At 72.2% G+C, this 15733-nt stretch carries 18 protein-coding genes; 8 read left to right on the forward strand and 10 right to left on the reverse strand.

Annotated elements, in window-relative coordinates:
• The 4 genes from AB0H83_RS05570 to AB0H83_RS05585 form a co-directional block, all read right to left on the reverse strand.
• Positions 1-181: hypothetical protein (locus AB0H83_RS05570; RefSeq protein ID WP_360087329.1), on the reverse strand; the 181-nt coding region annotated here is incomplete at its 3' end.
• Positions 182-290: 109 nt separating this feature from the next.
• Positions 291-1376, reverse strand: coding sequence for a hypothetical protein (locus tag AB0H83_RS05575; protein WP_360087332.1), 1086 nt, complete (start codon positions 1374-1376; stop codon positions 291-293).
• Positions 1373-1879 (reverse strand): SigE family RNA polymerase sigma factor, encoded by a 507-nt coding sequence (locus tag AB0H83_RS05580; RefSeq protein WP_360087335.1) that lies wholly within the window; start codon positions 1877-1879, stop codon positions 1373-1375. The genes AB0H83_RS05575 and AB0H83_RS05580 overlap by 4 nt, the downstream gene beginning before the upstream one ends.
• A gap of 381 nt (positions 1880-2260) precedes the next feature.
• Positions 2261-2410, reverse strand: a complete 150-nt coding sequence (locus AB0H83_RS05585) for a hypothetical protein (RefSeq protein ID WP_360087338.1) — start codon at positions 2408-2410, stop codon at positions 2261-2263.
• 298 nt (positions 2411-2708) lie between these two features.
• On the opposite strand from AB0H83_RS05585, the gene AB0H83_RS05590 reads away from it, so the two are divergent.
• The 3 genes from AB0H83_RS05590 to AB0H83_RS05600 all read left to right on the forward strand — a co-directional run bounded on the left by AB0H83_RS05590 (position 2709) and on the right by AB0H83_RS05600 (position 5039).
• Positions 2709-3413 (forward strand): hypothetical protein, encoded by a 705-nt coding sequence (locus tag AB0H83_RS05590; RefSeq protein WP_360087341.1) that lies wholly within the window; start codon positions 2709-2711, stop codon positions 3411-3413.
• A 118-nt stretch (positions 3414-3531) separates the two neighbouring features.
• Positions 3532-4422, forward strand: coding sequence for a sporangiospore maturation cell wall hydrolase GsmA (gene gsmA / locus AB0H83_RS05595; RefSeq protein WP_360087344.1), 891 nt, complete (start codon positions 3532-3534; stop codon positions 4420-4422).
• 179 nt (positions 4423-4601) lie between these two features.
• Entirely contained in the window at positions 4602-5039 is a 438-nt protein-coding gene (locus tag AB0H83_RS05600; RefSeq protein WP_360087347.1) for a hypothetical protein, read from the forward strand.
• 115 nt (positions 5040-5154) lie between these two features.
• Here the strand turns inward: AB0H83_RS05600 and AB0H83_RS05605 are convergent, their stop codons facing one another.
• From AB0H83_RS05605 to AB0H83_RS05615, 3 genes are all read right to left on the reverse strand, one after another.
• The gene (locus tag AB0H83_RS05605) at positions 5155-5790 is read right to left on the reverse strand and encodes a response regulator transcription factor (RefSeq protein WP_360087350.1); all 636 of its coding nucleotides are present in this window, start codon (positions 5788-5790) and stop codon (positions 5155-5157) included.
• 268 nt (positions 5791-6058) lie between these two features.
• Positions 6059-6457 (reverse strand): DUF3224 domain-containing protein, encoded by a 399-nt coding sequence (locus AB0H83_RS05610; RefSeq protein WP_360087353.1) that lies wholly within the window; start codon positions 6455-6457, stop codon positions 6059-6061.
• A gap of 36 nt (positions 6458-6493) precedes the next feature.
• Entirely contained in the window at positions 6494-7225 is a 732-nt protein-coding gene (locus tag AB0H83_RS05615) for a HAMP domain-containing sensor histidine kinase (protein ID WP_360087356.1), read from the reverse strand.
• A gap of 160 nt (positions 7226-7385) precedes the next feature.
• Between AB0H83_RS05615 and AB0H83_RS05620 the strand changes: the two genes are divergently transcribed.
• From AB0H83_RS05620 to AB0H83_RS05640, 5 genes are all read left to right on the forward strand, one after another.
• Positions 7386-9257, forward strand: a complete 1872-nt coding sequence (locus AB0H83_RS05620; protein WP_360087359.1) for an ATP-binding protein — start codon at positions 7386-7388, stop codon at positions 9255-9257.
• Complete coding sequence (locus AB0H83_RS05625) at positions 9254-9964, forward strand: response regulator transcription factor (RefSeq protein ID WP_344512041.1); 711 nt, start codon at positions 9254-9256, stop codon at positions 9962-9964. The genes AB0H83_RS05620 and AB0H83_RS05625 overlap by 4 nt, the downstream gene beginning before the upstream one ends.
• Positions 9965-10065: 101 nt before the next feature.
• Positions 10066-10794, forward strand: a complete 729-nt coding sequence (locus AB0H83_RS05630; RefSeq protein ID WP_360087362.1) for a hydrolase — start codon at positions 10066-10068, stop codon at positions 10792-10794.
• A 103-nt stretch (positions 10795-10897) separates the two neighbouring features.
• Positions 10898-11461 (forward strand): GAF domain-containing protein, encoded by a 564-nt coding sequence (locus AB0H83_RS05635; protein WP_360087365.1) that lies wholly within the window; start codon positions 10898-10900, stop codon positions 11459-11461.
• 11 nt (positions 11462-11472) lie between these two features.
• A complete protein-coding gene (locus tag AB0H83_RS05640) occupies positions 11473-11916 on the forward strand; it encodes an ATP-binding protein (RefSeq protein ID WP_360087368.1) in 444 nt (147 codons plus the stop codon).
• Here AB0H83_RS05640 and AB0H83_RS05645 read toward each other — a convergent pair.
• The 3 genes from AB0H83_RS05645 to AB0H83_RS05655 form a co-directional block, all read right to left on the reverse strand.
• Positions 11882-14485, reverse strand: coding sequence for a HEAT repeat domain-containing protein (locus AB0H83_RS05645; protein ID WP_360087371.1), 2604 nt, complete (start codon positions 14483-14485; stop codon positions 11882-11884). The genes AB0H83_RS05640 and AB0H83_RS05645 overlap by 35 nt on opposite strands.
• Complete coding sequence (locus tag AB0H83_RS05650; protein ID WP_360087374.1) at positions 14482-14856, reverse strand: response regulator; 375 nt, start codon at positions 14854-14856, stop codon at positions 14482-14484. Before AB0H83_RS05650 ends, AB0H83_RS05645 begins: the two co-directional genes overlap by 4 nt.
• A gap of 145 nt (positions 14857-15001) precedes the next feature.
• Positions 15002-15607 (reverse strand): SRPBCC family protein, encoded by a 606-nt coding sequence (locus AB0H83_RS05655; RefSeq protein ID WP_360087377.1) that lies wholly within the window; start codon positions 15605-15607, stop codon positions 15002-15004.
• Between the last annotated feature and the right edge of the window lie 126 nt (positions 15608-15733).

Consider the following 15733-nt stretch of genomic DNA (forward strand, 5'->3'; position numbering starts at 1 on the left):
TCAGGATCCGTCCGTACGGGCTGCGGTGCCAGGCCGTCCGCGTGCCGGGACTGAACTGCGCCTGGAACGTCCGCAGCCGGGACGGCTCCGGACCGGTGACGTCCCGGTCGATCCACACGACACCGGAATAGCACTGCTGTGGGGCCTGCCTGCCCGGGCTCGGGGCACGGACGACGTCCATGAACCTTCCTCTCTGCACGGAACTTCTGCACGGAACTGTTGATTCGCTGGATCGGCCGCACCGGCCGCCAGGCTGACGGGTCAGGCCGGCTGCCGGTGCGCTGACGGGATCACGGGGTGGCGATCCAGGCGACGTCGACGGGATCGGACGGTGCGGCGTGCTCGGCGACCCGGATCAGATCGTCGTCGGTCAACGGGTCGGCCCGCGACACGCCGGACACCGTCAGCTTCCGGCCATCGCCGAGGTCGACGACGACGTACCGCATGTCCATCGGCCGGTCGGTACGGATCACGAGTCGTGCCGGGTGCCCGTTGACGGTCAGACTCCGGCCGCCGGCCGGTGCGATGGTCGTCGGGCTCAGGGACACGGTGATGCTGCGCTGGCTCGAGGCGGAGCTGCCCGAGGTGGGCTGCTGGTGGGCGCCGAGCATGGCCATCCATGCGGCCGGCGAGTCGCCGCTGACCTGCCCGGTGATGACGTTCATGCCGTCGGGCAGCCAACCCACGTGCAGCGGCACCAGCAGCTGGGCCGGATCGGGCTGGACCGAGCGGGCGATCCTCAGCAGGTCGTGCTGGGACAGGTTCAGCTCGTGCTGCTGCAGCGCCACGACGGTGCCGGCGTCGGCACGCCACTCCACGTACGGCTTGTCGCTGGCGTGGTAGTAGCCCAACGTGCCGTTGATGTCGACCTCGACGCCGGTGTTGGCCAGCGGGTCGTTGGTGCCGCTGGCCTGCCGCATGCTCATGACGAGCTGGGCGGGCACACCGGCACCGTCGGTGCCGACCGGCCGGTCGGTCCAGACGCGCAGCATGCTGGCCGGCGAGTCGTTCCCGGCGGACACGGGCTGCCCGGTGCGGATCCGCTCGGTGAGGCCGGGCGGCAGCCAGGTGGGCCGGTAGCGCAGCGCGACCGGCGGGAATGTCGATGTCGCGGCGGGCGTGGCGGCCGAGGACGGCTGTGCTGCCGGCTGTGACGGCGCACCGCTCGTGCCGTTTCGCAACCCGAACGCCGGGACGGTCAGGGCCGCGGCGACGGCAGCGGCCACAGCGACGGTGCCGAGTGTCTGGTACCTGCGGCGGCGGGCCTGCCGGGCGGCCCGGGCCGGCAGTTCGGTCAGCAGCCGGTCGGGCCCGTGCGCACGCTCTGCCTGGCGTTGCTGGGCCGCCCGGATCAGGTCCTCGATGGGCGTGGTCATACCTGGTCTCCTGTCATGACTCGATGGGCCGGAAACGCCTCGCGCAGCGTCGCCAGCGCGCGGGCAAGATAGGTGCGGACCGTGACCGGCCGGCAACCGATGAGGTCGGCGATCTGGTCGATGGACATGTCCTCGTAGAACCGCAGCGCGATGACCGCCCGCTGCCGGGGAGCCAGCGCGGCGATCAGCCGCAACATCGCATCGCGTTCGTCCCGCGGCCCGCTGGGATCCGGGGCCGGTGCCGCCATGCTGTCCAGTGACTCGCGGGCCAGCGGGATGAGCTGCGCCGCGCGCCGCCGCCGCCAGGACAGGAACTCGTTGACCACCATGCGCTTGAGGTACTGCTCCGGGGTGTCCAGCTGCCCGATCCGGGACCAGCGTGTCCCGGCTTTGATCAGCACGTCCTGCGTGATGTCCTGGGCCAGGTCCGGATCACAGGTCACCACCGTCGCGTAGCGCACGAGGACGCCGAGCCGGGCCGCCACGAACTCTTCGAACGTCACGTCATCGCGCCTTCCGGATGCGTTCAACGGGGTCAGCCCTAACACGCATCGGAACCAGCACTTTGATGACACCCACCGCAAATACGACGCTGTCTGCCCGGCGGTTACCGTCGAGCAGCCTCCGCTTCACGGAAGGGGTAGCGAAGTTGGGGTTGGCGAACCGATTTCCGTACCCCTTCTGCGGGCGAGCGGCCGCCGTGCCAGTTTGTGGCCGCCGCCCGGTAACGCGCCGCTGTGCAGGCGGTGTGCAGACAGCCCCAGCGGCGGCATTCGCCGCACCCGGAATGCAGGCGGCGGCCACGCCCGGGGTGAACCGGGCATGACCGCCGCCAGAAGGAACCGGCGGACGCGGCGCCGCGCCGGGCGGCACCGCAGGGCTGGCTACCAGGTGGTGACGTCGCCGCCGATGAGGGTGATCGCGGCCACGGCGGTGACGCCGACCAGGATGGCGGCGAGGCCGACGTCGAGGGTGGCGGCGCCGCGGTCCTCGCGCACCAGACGGGCGTGCAGCTTGGCGATCAGGTTGATCATCCTCGACTCCCTCGGGTGGCCTTCGGTACGCCAAGCATGACGGAACGTGACCAGCCGGTGCTGTCCAGCCGGGGTGCGGTGAGCGGGGGATGAACGCCTGACATGGGGTTGCCGCGCAGGTGTCGGAAGGCGGCAGAAGGGCATCTAGCGAGCCATGTCGGCACCTTGTTTGCGGAAAGTCACCCCTTCGGGGTGGCGCGCGGACCAGAATGAGTCTGTGCCAAAGATCGACACTGGTCTGGCAAAGTTGCTCGCGCTGGTCCTCGTGGCAGGTTCATTGACGGCCCCCGTGGCGTCGGTGAACGTGTCACGCGCCGCGGTCGCGCGTGGCTGGTTGCCGGTCATCCCGGGTCCACCGGTCGGCGAGCCGCCCGGCGCCGCGGACAGCGGCGGGCGGTGTGCCGACCCGGCCGGGACGTGGCTCGGCATGCGCTGGCGCAACTCGTTGCGATGGCGGATCAACGAGCAGACGATCCCCGCGTACCTGGGCGACCGCGCGAAGGTCGTCGAGTCGCTGCGCAGCGCCGCCACCACGGTGGACACGGGGCGCAACGACTGCGGACTGCCCGCGAACCTCGGCATCGAGGAGTCGTACGCCGGCCGCACCGACCACAAGGCCGGGGTGACCGCGGCCGGCGGCTGCGGCGAGCGCGACGGTCACAACGCCGTCTCGTTCGGGCGGCTGGAGCGGGGGCTGCTTGCCGTCACCTGCATCTGGTGGTTCGGCGGCAAGGAGAACGGCCGCAGCGTCGAGACCGACATCCTCATCGACGACACCGAAGGCTTGTTCTTCACCACGACGCCGGTGGACTGCGCGTCGCGGTGGGATCTCGAGGGTACGGTCACCCACGAGTTCGGGCATGCCTTCGGGCTCGGGCACGTGGCGTTCGCCGAGCACGGCACCCAGACGATGACCGACGGGCTCCCGGACTGCTCCACGGCGTACCGGGGACTCGGGCTCGGCGACTATCTGACGCTCAAGCAGCAGTACGGTACCAACTGAACGCTGTCTACAGTGGAGCTTCCGGCCGCAACGCCCCGGCACCCCGCCGGGACCTGGCCGCGCTACCCGGACTGACGACCTTTGAGGGGACCACCCACCCCTCATGGGAGATCAGTTCATGTTGCGCAATCTCAGGAAATTTGTCCTCGTGCCCGCCATGGCCCTGGCCGCGACGGCGACGACGCTCGTCGTGACCACCGCCCCGGCCGACGCGGCCGTCGTCTCGGTCCGCGTCAGCGGCAGCCTTGCCGCCCGCAACGGCGCCGCCAACTGGTTCACGCAGACCCGCAAGATCAAGAACAAGCAGAAGGTCACGGTCACCTGCAAGGTCAGCGGCCAGTACCTGCGCGGCAACGTGCGCCGCACCGCCCAGTGGGACCGGCTCGCGCTCGGTGACTTCATCTCCCACGCGTACGTCTCCGGCAACCCGAAGCTGCCCACCTGTGTCATCCCGCCGCCCGCCCCGGCGCCGGCCCCGGCCGTGGTCGCCGCGCCCGTCGCGACGGTCCCGATGGGCCCGACCGGCACGATGACCAACGAACAGTTCCTGGCCGCCTCGATCCCCGCCGCCCAGCAGAGCCAGCGCGACACCCGCGTGCCGACCTCGGTCACGCTCGCCCAGGCCATCCTCGAGTCCGGCTGGGGCCGCAGCTCGCTGTCCGCCAACGACCGCAACTTCTTCGGCATGAAGTGCTTCAACAACGCGCCCGGCTCGTACGCCTCCGGCTGCAAGTCCTACAGCACCCAGGAGTGCAACGCCGCGGGCGTGTGCAGCACGACGGTCGCGACGTTCCGCACGTACGCCACGGCCGCCGCCTCCTTCACCGACCACGGCATGGCGCTGAAGAACCTGAGCCGCTACGCGGCCGCGTTCAACTACACGAACAACCCGAACCAGTTCGTCGCCGAGGTCCACAAGGGCGGCTACGCCACCGACCCGCTGTACACGACAAAGCTGGTCAACCTGATGACGAAGTACAACCTCTACCAGTACGACCTGGCCGTTTAAGCATTCTGACCAGGCACGGAACAATCCGGCGAGCTCGCCGGTACAGATTGGTACGGCATTCGTGGCGGCGGTCATGCTCGGTTCATCCCGGGCGTGGCCGCCGCCGGCCGTGGTCCAAGGGTGGTCCGTAGGATCTGCCGACGGCCGAGACTGAGCCCGTCATCCGGGCGTCGTTGCGCGTGGCGCCGATCGCGGCGCCGGTGGTGATGGCGGCGGTGCCGGAGCGGACGTGGTCCGACGAGGAGTGGCAACGGATCCGGCTCGGTTACCAGGCCGACGACATGGACGAGAAGTGGGACGTGTTCGTCGAGGACCGGGTGGCGTTCCTGCACCGCAGCTGGACCGGCCACAGCGTCTTCGAGGCGACGTTCGAGCCCGTGGCCGGTCGTGGGTGGCGCGTCGCGGCGGGGGTCGTGGAGTCCGACGCTGCGCGGTACCGGCGAGGCAGCGACCACTACGACCGGGTGTTGCTCGAGCTCGTCCTCACCGCGATCGTGCTCGGCGAGCCGGCGGCGGCGCTACGGGCCGAGCTGGTGGCGCTGACGGCGCTGGAGTCCGGGCACTCGGACATCCCGGCCGGGCTGATCCTGCACAGCGTGCTCGGACTGCGGTCGTAGCCGCGTCCAGACCGGCACCGGCAACCCAGCATGGCGCCGCCGTACGACAAAAACGCGGACCGGCAAGGGGGAGCCGGTCCGCGTCCGTCGTGCGGGGAGTGGTGCAGGGGCAGGGTCAGGCGGCGTCCACCGAGACCAGCAGGCCCTGGTTGACGGCGGCCATCAGGGCCTGGGAGCGGTTGTTGACGCGCAGCTTGCTGTACAGGCGGGACACGTACGTCTTCACCGTGGCCTCGGAGACGGCGAGGCGCTGGGCGATGGTGGGCAGGCTCAGGCCGTCGCGCATGAGGGAGAGGACCTCCTGCTCGCGCTGGCTGAGCAGGCCGGTCTGGCCGCGGCGGCGGGACAGGGCGGAGGACAGGCCGGGCGCGGTGAAGGAGTGCGGGGCGACCGCCGCGTGGCGGATGGCGGCGAGGACCGACGGGATGGGCGCGGCCTTGGTGACGTAGGCGGACAGGCCGGCGTCGAGGGCGCGGTACAGCAGGTTGTCGTCGCTGACCGCGCTGAGCAGCACGACGCCGAGGTCGGGGCTGGTGGCGCGGAGCCGGCGGGCGAGACCGATGCCGTCGCTGTCGGCCAGGGACGCGTCGATGGTGACCACGCCGGCCCGGGTCTCGGCGACGACCCGTTCCGCCTCGGCGGCGCTGCCGGCCTCGCCGACCAGAGTGATGTCCGGGACGGTCGCCACGACACGGTTGAGGCCGAGTCGGAGAAGGACGTGTTCATCGACGGCGACCAGTCGGATCGTCATCTGGGCTCCTCGGGAAGGTGTGCCGTGGCCTGCACGTTTACGGCGTGGATCATTGCCAGGTAAGCGTGGCAGGGGGCATCGCCGGGTCGCCAGGTGCTGCAATCGACCTGCGCTCGTCGGCAACCATGCTGCACCGCAGGACAATCGGACACCGGTGGACACCGTCCGCTCCTGCGGTGGATCCGCCGAGCGCGCGGCCGGGAGCGGCGTCAGGGGCGCGGCAGCGTGATGCGTACGGTGGTGCCGCCGCCCGGTGTCTCGTCGACCGTCAGCCCAGTTCGTACTCCAGCACGAGGGTGTGCGCGCCGTCCTCGGCGATGACGATCTCGCCGGCGCCGCTGATGCCGGTCAGCTCGCCGGTGCCGGTGTCGGGCACGACCGTCCACGAGCCGCCGCGCTGCCCGCCGGAACCGGACGCGGTGTGGTGCAGCACGAACGTGCCCGTGCGCCCGTGCAGGGCGCCGGTGAGGCGCTCGAAGCCGACGTACGCCGCGGACCCCTCGACCGGGGCGCGGCACATCAGCGTCTCGGCCTCGCTGGTGCCGGTGAAGTCACCGGTGAACGTCTTGGTGATCCTGGTGCGCGACAGGCGGGCGCCGGGGCGCTCGTCGTACACGTCCTCTTCCCAGCCCTCGATGTCGAACGGCGCGACGGTCCTGTTTCCCATGCGCCGGAGTCTGCCGGACGCACCTGACATCCTGTGTCAGGGATGCGGGACGGAGTGCGGCAGCGTGATGGTCACCGTCACCGCGTGCTGCTCCACCGACGTGACCATGCCGCCGCCGTGCCGGGCGGCGATCTCCCGGCCCAGCATGAGCGCGAGCGCGCCGGTGCGGTGCTCGCCCGGGTGCTCGGGGTGCGGGATGCGCATGGACAGCAGCCGTTCGGCGCTGAGCGGGCCGGCGACCGTGGCGGTGACCCGGACCGTCCAGAGCTCCGCGGCGCGGGAGACGGCGACGGTGATTGGCCGGTCCGCGTCGTTGACGACGCCGGCGACGTCGACGGCGGTGCGCAGCAGCTGGCGCAGCAGCGGTTCGTCGCCGAAGAGGTGGGCCGCCGGGGGTATGTGCAGCGCCACCGCGAGCCCGCCGGTGACCTCGTTGAGCAGCGGCTGCAGGTCGACCCGGACCGCGTCGAGGGGCGCCTCGGCGGCCTCCAGCTCGGCCAGCAGCATCAGGTCGGCGACGGTGAGCTGCATGCGCTCGGCGTTGCGCCGGATCGCGGTGAGGGCCGAGTGCCGGTCGCCCGGGTCGAGCGTGAGGACCTCGTCGGCGGCGTCGAGCATGTTGGCGAACGTGATGATCGACGTCAGCGGGGTCCGCAGCTCGTGCGCGGCCACCCGGATGAACTCGGTCCGCAGCTCGTGCATGCCCCGCCCGCCCGGCGCGTCGGCCGGTGCGGTGGTTGCTGTGGCGGTGTCGTCAGCGATGAGCACCCCCTCGGTCCTCCGGAAACGTTACAGGACATGTCATTACATTGCGTAGTATATGTGTGTACCGACAGTAAGCAGCGAGTGTCGCGCTGCCTGCCGGCCGAGGAGAGCTTTGCGTGGAGAGACCGACCGTCTGGTTGACACGGGCCTTATCGAGGGCGCCGTGGTCGACCTGGTGGTCCGTGCCGCGAACGCGACGACCGTGGTGGACGCGCAGCGCCTCGTCGCGCAGCTACGCGGGTTCTCCGGGGTGCGGTCCGCCGAGATCGTCTCCGCGCTGACCCCCGTCCTCGGCGAGCTCGACCTGCTGGAGCGGCTGCCGGTCGGGCCCGCGCAGTGGGGGCAGGAGCTGCGCGTGGAGTTCAGCGCCGCGCCGGCCCGCACCGAGCTGCTCGCCGCCGCCGCGGAGATCGCGGCCGCCGCCGACCGCGTCCTCGCCCAACCCTGCCGGGCGGTGCCGCCCCCGCCGATGCACGGCTCGCCCCTCGCAGCGGCGATCACCGCCGGCGCCCGGGCGATGATCCTGACCGTCGACCCGTCCCGCGGGTGGAGCGCGCTGTCCGACTCGTTCACCACGGTGCTCGGGTACGACCGGCACAGACCCGGCGACTACCGCATCGTCGACCTGATCCACCCCGACGACCGGCCGGCGGCCGTCGCCATGTTCCTCACCTGCTGCAGCGGCCGGCACCCGGTCGGCACGGTCGACCTGCGCCTGTGCACCGCCACCGGGCGGTGGCGCATCATCGAGGTCGCCGCCCGCAGCTTCGTCGACGCCGCCGACGTCGGCACGGTCGCCTTCTTCGGCATCGACGTCACCCGCCAGCGCGAGACCGAGCGGCACGCGCGCGTGGAGCAGCAGCGCCTCGCCCGGCTGGTGGAGACGATGGACGACGGGCTGCTGCTGCTCGACGAGGGCGGCCGGGTCGGGCTGGCCAACCTGGCCGCGCACCGGCTGCTGGACACCGGTCTGGCCGGCCCGGCCGGCGAGCACCGCGACGACCCGCTGGACTGGGCCGCGGTGATCGGCCGGGTGGTCGAGCGGCTCGACCCGGACTCGCCGCGCGCGGAGCGGCTGCGCGAGGCGTTCCGCCTGCGCACCGCGATCGTCGGCGAGGAACTCCCGCTCGCCGACGGCCGGGTCCTCGAGGTCGACCTGGTGCCGGTGGCCGGCCCCGGCGAGTCCGACTCCGGCACGCTCGTGCACCTGCGCGACACCACCGCCAGGGTCGCGGTCCGCCGCGGCCTGGAGGAGCGCAGCCGCGGCCTGGAAGAGCGCAGCCGCGGGCTGGAGGAGCGCAACCGGGCGCTGATCGAGGCGACCGCGCTCAACAACGAGTTCGTCGCCACCGTCTCGCACGAGCTGCGCGGCCCGCTGTCCTCGGTCGTGGCGTTCGCGCACCTGCTCGGCGACGCCAGCACCGGCGAGCTGTCCGAGGACCAGCGCACGTACCTCGACGTGATCGACCGCAACGCCAACCGGCTGCTGCGCCTCATCGAGGACCTGCTGCTGCTGTCCCGGCTGGAGGCTCGCACCCTGCAGCTCAAGCCGATGCCGACCCGCCTGCCGGAGCTGCTCGCGGTCGCCGTCGCGGAGCGGACCCCGGCGGCGCTCGCGGCCGGCCTGGACCTGGTGCTCGAGTGCGCCGGCGGCCCCGAGCTGGTCTGCGACGACACCCGGGTGCACCAGGTGGTGGACAACCTGGTGAGCAACGCGGTCAAGTTCACGCCGAGCGGCGGGCAGGTCACCGTGCGGGCCGGGCCCACCGAGGACGGCTGGACGATCGCTGTGGCCGACACCGGGGTCGGCATCCCGGCGGCGGACCTGCCCCGGCTCTTCAGCGCATTCTTCCGCGGCTCCAATGTCGCCGCGGCGGTCGGGCGGCAGGTCATGCCCGGCACCGGGCTCGGGCTCGTGGTGAGCCGGGCCATCGTCGAACTGCACGGCGGCGGCATCAGCGTCGCCAGCACCGAAGGGGTCGGCACGACGGTCACGCTGTCGTTGCCTTCGCGACCAGCACGAAACGGGGGATGATCGTGAGCCGGCTTCTCGTCGTCGAGGACGATCCAGATATCGCCATGGCGCTGCGCCTGCTGCTGACGCGGGCCGGGCACCAGGTCGCACACGCCAAGGACGGCAGGACCGGGCTCAGGGACGCGTACACGGAGCGTCCGGAGCTCGTCATCCTCGACATCGGCCTGCCCGGCATGGACGGCTGGCAGGTGCTGGAGCGGCTGCGGGACGTCAGTGACGTGCCGGTGCTGCTGCTGACCGCGCACGGGCAGGAGTCGGACAAGGTGCGCGGCCTGCGCGGCGGCGCCGACGACTACCTCACCAAGCCGTTCACCAACGCCGAGCTCGTGGCGAGAGTGGAGGCGCTGCTGCGGCGCAGCGCCGGACCAGCGTCGTGGGCCGACGAGGTGTACGACGACGGCGTCCTGCGCATCGACCCGGCGGCCCGGCGCACGTTCGTCGCCGGCGACGAGGTGCGCCTCACGCCGACGGAGTTCCGGCTGCTCAACGTGCTCGTCCGGCACGCCGGGGCGGTGCTGTCGCCCAACCAGCTGCTCGCGCAGGCATGGGACGACCCGACCGGCATCGGGCCGGAGCGGGTCAAGTTCGCCGTGCTGCGGCTGCGGCGCAAGCTCGGCTGGACCGACCCCGACGCCTCACCGATCGAGTCGGTGCGCGGGTTCGGGTACCGCTACCGCCGCCCGGTGCTCGACCGCGCCGGTGAATAGCGCCGGCGTCAACCCAAGCGCAACTGCGCGGGACCGGACAGGGGACACGGACCGGGCAACCTGATGAGTGGAAGCAGCCAGCCCCAGGGAAGAGAGCCCACATGATCGACCTTGCCGCCGACGGCCACGTCCACACCGCCTTCTCGTCCGGCCGGGACAGCGTCAGCGTCCTCGTGGCCAGCGCCGAGCAGGCGGGGCTGACCGAGGTGACGTTCGCCGACCGGGTCGGACCCGACACGAGCTGGCTGTCGCCGTACCTGGCCTCGATCCAGCGCGCTCAGCAGCGCACCGACGTGGTGCTGCGCCGCGGCGTCGAGGTCGAGGCGATCGGCATCGACGGCTGGCTGGCGTTCCCGTCCGACCTCAACGGCCTGGAGGTCATCTCGGTCGGCCTCAACCGCCTGCCGCTGCCCGCAGGCCTGCTCAGCCCCGACGCCGTGCGCGGGCTCATCGACAACGGCACCATGCGCGCCCTGGACGTCATCGACCAGGTCGTCACCGTGACCGGGCTGGCCGTGGAGCGGGTCTCCCGCTACGCGCCGACCCGCCTCGCCCGCCCCCTGGACTTCCTCGCCCGGGCCGGGATCGACGAGGCCGCGGTGCCGGACTCGGCGATCGCCGAGCTGGTCGAGGCGTGCCGGCTCAACGGCACCGTCGTGGAGATCAGCGAGCGGCACCGGCTGCCCGGCCTGCGCTTCGCCCAGGCGTGCGTCGAGGGCGGCGTGCGGCTGGTCGCGGTCAGCGACGGCGTGCGCGCCGGCGAGGTCGGCGTCTACCGGTACGTGCGGGAGATCGTGGCGGCGCTGCACCGCTCGCCCGCCACGGCTTGAACGTCCGGTACCTGCCCCGACCTGCCCCGACCTGCGTCACGGACCCGCCGCGATCCCCCCGAAACGGGCTGATCACGGCGGGTCCGACTTTACGATCGAAGATGTGCCGAAGGATCGCGAACTCGTCCTGGTCTCGCTGCTGCAGGAGGCGACCCGGATCGCGAACGAGGCCGACGACATCGCCGGCGCCGGCCTGCCCGTGATCAGGGCGGTCTGCGCCGCCACAGGCTGGAGCGCCGGCCACCTGTGCCTGCCGGACCCGCGCGACCGCAGGGTCTTCGTGTCCACCGACATCTGGTACGAGGACGACCCGGGCTCCTTCGCCGGGCTCCGGGCGGCCATCGAGGGGTTCCGGTTCACCTTCGGCGGCGGCATCGTGGGCCAGGCGGCCCGCAGCGGCCGGCCCGTGTGGAGCCCGGACGTCACCAAGGACGGCAACTTCATCAGGTCCCCGCTCGCCGGCGCCCTCGACGGGGTCGGCGCCGCCATCGCCTTCCCGGTCATCGCCCGCGGCGTCGCCTCCGCGGTGCTGGAGTTCTTCACGCACGAGCCGGTCGAGCCGGACGCGCGGCTGCTGGAGATCATGGCCGACGTCGGCATCCAGCTCGGCCGGGTCGCCGACCGGATGGCCGCGTCGCAGGCGCTGCGCTGGCCCCCACCGACCTGACCGAGGTGCTGATGGCGGCGCACGCCGACGTCGAGCCGCGGGCCAGGCGCCGCGGCCACCGCCTGGAGCTCGCCATCGCGCCGCGGCTCGGCACCATCGACGCCGACCCGGAGCAGCTCCAGCGCGCCCTGGTCAACCTGCTGGTCAACGCGGTCAACTTCACCCCCGACGGCGGGCTGATCGAGATGACCGCGCGGCCCGAGGGCGCCGACGTGGTGATCAAGGTGAGGGACTCCGGCGTGGGCATCGACCCGGGCGAGCAGCGCCAGCTCTTCACCCGGTTCTTCCGCGGCACGTTCGCGGTCCGCGAGGCGGTCCAGGGCGCCGGCCTCGGGCTGGCGATCACCAAGACGATCGTGGAAGGCCACGGCGGCGAGGTCGCCGTGGACAGCGTCGTCGGCGCCGGCACCACGTTCACGGTCAGGATTCCACGCGAGCGTCCTCAGCGGCGGTGACCGGCGCCCGGTCCCGGCCGCTCCCGCCGGGACCAGCGGCGGACGCCGGCGGGGTCAGCACGGTCTGGAAGCCGGTCCGGGTCATCTGGCCCCATTCGTGCTTGCCGCCGCGGATCGCGGCCCACATGCCCATCGTGCGCCACAGCGCGGTCAGCTGCCGGTAGCCGAAGTTCTCCAGGATCGAGGCGAGCACTGAGGCGATCAGATCGGTCCAGCGGTGGTACCGGTGGAACGAGTACTCCTCCACGGTCAGCGCGATGAGGTTGATCAGCAGCGCGTAGCCGTACGCGACGCCGACGAACACGAGGGCGAACGTGGCGTCGATCGCGCCCACGTACAGCCCGAGCGGGACCAGGACGACCCCGGCCAGCTCGACGATCGGCGCGAGCAGCTCGAACAGCACGAAATAGGGCATCGCGACGAGCCCGATCCGGCCGTACCGCAGATTCAGGATCATCGAGCGGTGCTTGCCGAGGATCTCGGTGATGCCCCGGTGCCAGCGGCGGCGCTGCTTGCCCAGCACCTTGAGCGAGCTGGGCGCCTCGCTCCACGACACGGGCTCGGCGACGAACACGATGCGGTAGTCGCGCCGCTGCCGGCGCAGGTGCCGGTGCAGGCGCACGACGAGCTCGGCGTCCTCGCCGATGCAGTCGTGGTCCAGGCCGCCGACCTCCACCAGCAGGTCCCGGCGGAAGATGCCGAACGCGCCGGAGATGATGAGCAGCCCGCCGATGCGCGACCACCCGGTGCGGCCCAGCAGGAATGCCCGCAGGTACTCCACCACCTGCACCCTCGGCAGCCAGCCGCGGGGCATCCGGACGTCGACGATGCGGCCGGCCACGACGGTGCAGCCGTTCGCGACCCGGATGACCCCGCCGGACGCCACGGTGCGCAGCGGGTCGTCGGCGAACGGCTTCGCCACCGACAGCAGCGCCTGCGGGTCGAGCACCGAGTCCGCGTCGACCATGCAGACGAGCGGGTACTGGGCGACGTTGATGCCGGTGTTGACCGCGTCGGTCTTGCCGCCGTTCTGCTTGCGTACCACGACCAGGGGGTCGGGGCGTTCCCGCGGGACGTGCACCGACTGGATGCGCCCGCGGGTCGGGGTCGCGTCCGGCACGACCCGCGGCACCTCGACCAGCCCGAACTCCTCCCGCAGCCGCTCGAACGTGTCGTCGGTGGATCCGTCGTCGACGACGATGACCTCGAACACCGGGTACCGCAGCGCCAGCATCGCCTGGACCGAATGCACGATCCCGGCCGACTCGTTGTACGCCGGGACCAGCACCGACACCGGCTGGGTGAGCGGGCTGCGGTACGTCTCCTCGTGCCCGGCGAACGGTACCCGCCGCATGTGGTGCACGAACTCGGCCGAGGCCAGCACGATCAGCACCAGGTAGCTGGAGTTGATCAGCAGGAAGTACGTCAGGATGCACACGTCCGTGACGGTCAGCACCTGCCGGACCCAGTCGGCAATCATGGCACGAGTTGCCTGCGGTGGTCGTCGAGCTCGGCCGCGGCCAGAGCCTCCCGGGCGTGCGCGGCGGCGAGCAGGACACGATGGTCGCCCGGCCCGGTGCTCGGCCGCGGCGAGGGCGGCCCGGCCGGCGCCGCCGAGGCGCAGCAGCGAGCGGGCCGCGTTGTGGGCCACCACGTACTCGACGTCGGACAGCAACCCGGTCAGCGCGGCCGCGGCGGTGACCGCGCCGAGCTCGCCGAGCGCCTTCGCGGCCTCCGCGCGCAGCGCCACGGGCCGGTCCGGTCCGAGCGAGTGGAGCAGCGGGGCGAGGGCGGTCCGGGTGCCGAGCCGCCCCAGCGTGCGGGCGGCGCTGACCCGGACGTCGATTGACGGGTCCGCGCGCAGCGCGCTCTCCACCCGTACCGTGGCGCCCGTCGCACCGATGAGACCCAGGACCTCGGCGGCGGTCGCCCGGATCGGCGCCCGCGGGTCGTCGAGGCCGGCCAGCAGGGCGTTCTGCGCCGCGGTGCCGAGCCGGGTGAGTGCGGTCGCGACGACCTGCTGGGGCACCATGCGCCGGCTGGCGAGGGTGGCCAGCAGCGGCTGGGTCGCGCCGGCGTCGCCGATGCGGCCGAGCGAGCGGGCGGCGACCACCCGGACGTCGGGGTCGGGGTCGCCGAGCAGGTCGCACAGCGGCAGCAGGGCGTCCCTGCGGCCGAGGTTGCCCAGCACCTCGGCGGCCTGCGCGCGGGCCACCGGGTCGCGGCGGCGCAGCTGGCTGCGGGCCCGCCAGGCGGCGCCGCGGCGCTCGAACACGTCGACGAGCGTGGTGTGCGCCTCGCCGCGGACCTTGCCCAGCAGGGCGATCGCGTTGGGCTCCACCGCGTGCCAGACCTCGTCGGGCAGCCGGACGAGAGCCTCGACCTGCTCGGGGTCGTCGTCGCCGGCGGTGATCGCGAGCAGCAGCCGGCGGGCGGGCGTGGCGAGTTTCGCGCGGCGGGCCTCGCGGGCGCGGCGCACGGCCCGCCCGCCGACGATGAGCCCGCCGAAGACCAGGGCCGCGACGAGCAGGACCGCCAGCGCCACGACGGCGGCGCCGGCGAGCGTCACGTGCGCATCCGCGCCAGCACGGCCTCGACCCGGCTCACCAGCTCCCGGGGGCTGAAGGGCTTGACGATGTAGTCGTCGGCACCCGCCCCGAAGCCGACCTCGACGTCGCCCTCCTGGGCGCGCGCGGTGAGCAGGATGATCGGCAGGGCCTTGGTGCCGGCGTCCTGGCGTAGCTGGCGGCACACGTCGATGCCGGACATGCCGGGCATCATGACGTCCAGCACGACGAGGTCCGGCGGGTTCTGGGTCGCCTCGGTGAGCGCGGCCAGCCCGTTGTCGACGGCGACGACGTCGTAGCCGGCCTGTTCGAGCTTGAACGCGACGAGGTCCCTGATGTCCACGTCGTCGTCGGCGACCAGGATCGCGGTCATGCCGGCCCTCCGCTGCGCTCCGGACCGGTCATGGGTCCTCACTTCCGTTGACCTTGAGACTTCATGATATGCGGCATTTAGGGGTGATATCGCCCGATCCAAAAGGACGCCGGCCGACCGGCCGGCGTCCACAGGGCTCGGACGGTCAGAAGCGCGTCTGCTTGCTCCTCGCCGCGCCCCGGTCCAGCGTGTGCTGCATCGGCCCCAGGTTGCCGGCGGCCGGCGGGCGCTGCGGCGGCCGCTCGTTGCTGGCGTGGGTCATGCCGGAGGACGAGGCGATGCCGCGGGCGATCGTGGCGGGGGTCGCCGTCACCGGCCGGTTGGCGGCCGCCTTCGTCGCGGCCTCCTCGCAGAAGCGCTTGAACCCCCTCAGGTCCGCCTTCAGCCGCCGGTTGAGCACCTCGACGGCGTGCTGCTCAGCCGGCATCAGCTCGCGGGCGTCGATCTGCAGCTCCGCGATCACCCTGGTCATGCCGTCGGCCATCGGCTCCAGCCGCAGCGCCTCGCTGACCTGCGGGCCGTCCGTCGCCTCCCAGCACAGGAACTCCCCGGGGCGGCTCTCGGTGATCCTGGCGTCGAACTCCGCCCGGTTGCCGCCGAGGTCCAGCACCATGTGCGCGGTCGAGGCGTCGATCGGCGCCATGCTCATCACTCCCGACATGAACTGCGGGTAGTTCTCGAAGTGGGTGAGCTGCTCGTACGCGACCCCGGCCGGGACGGCCACCTCGATGGACTCACGTGCGGTACTCATGGTGGCCCCCCTTGCTCTCGGATGCCCAACACGGTACCGACGGGTACGCCCTAGTTGAGACCGATTCGCGGTTTCTGCAACGTCCCCACGGTCCTGGCAAGATTTCAGCGATTTTCCGGTGGGCTG

This window comes from Dactylosporangium sp. NPDC050688, assembly GCF_040654515.1.
Taxonomy (GTDB): domain Bacteria; phylum Actinomycetota; class Actinomycetes; order Mycobacteriales; family Micromonosporaceae; genus Dactylosporangium.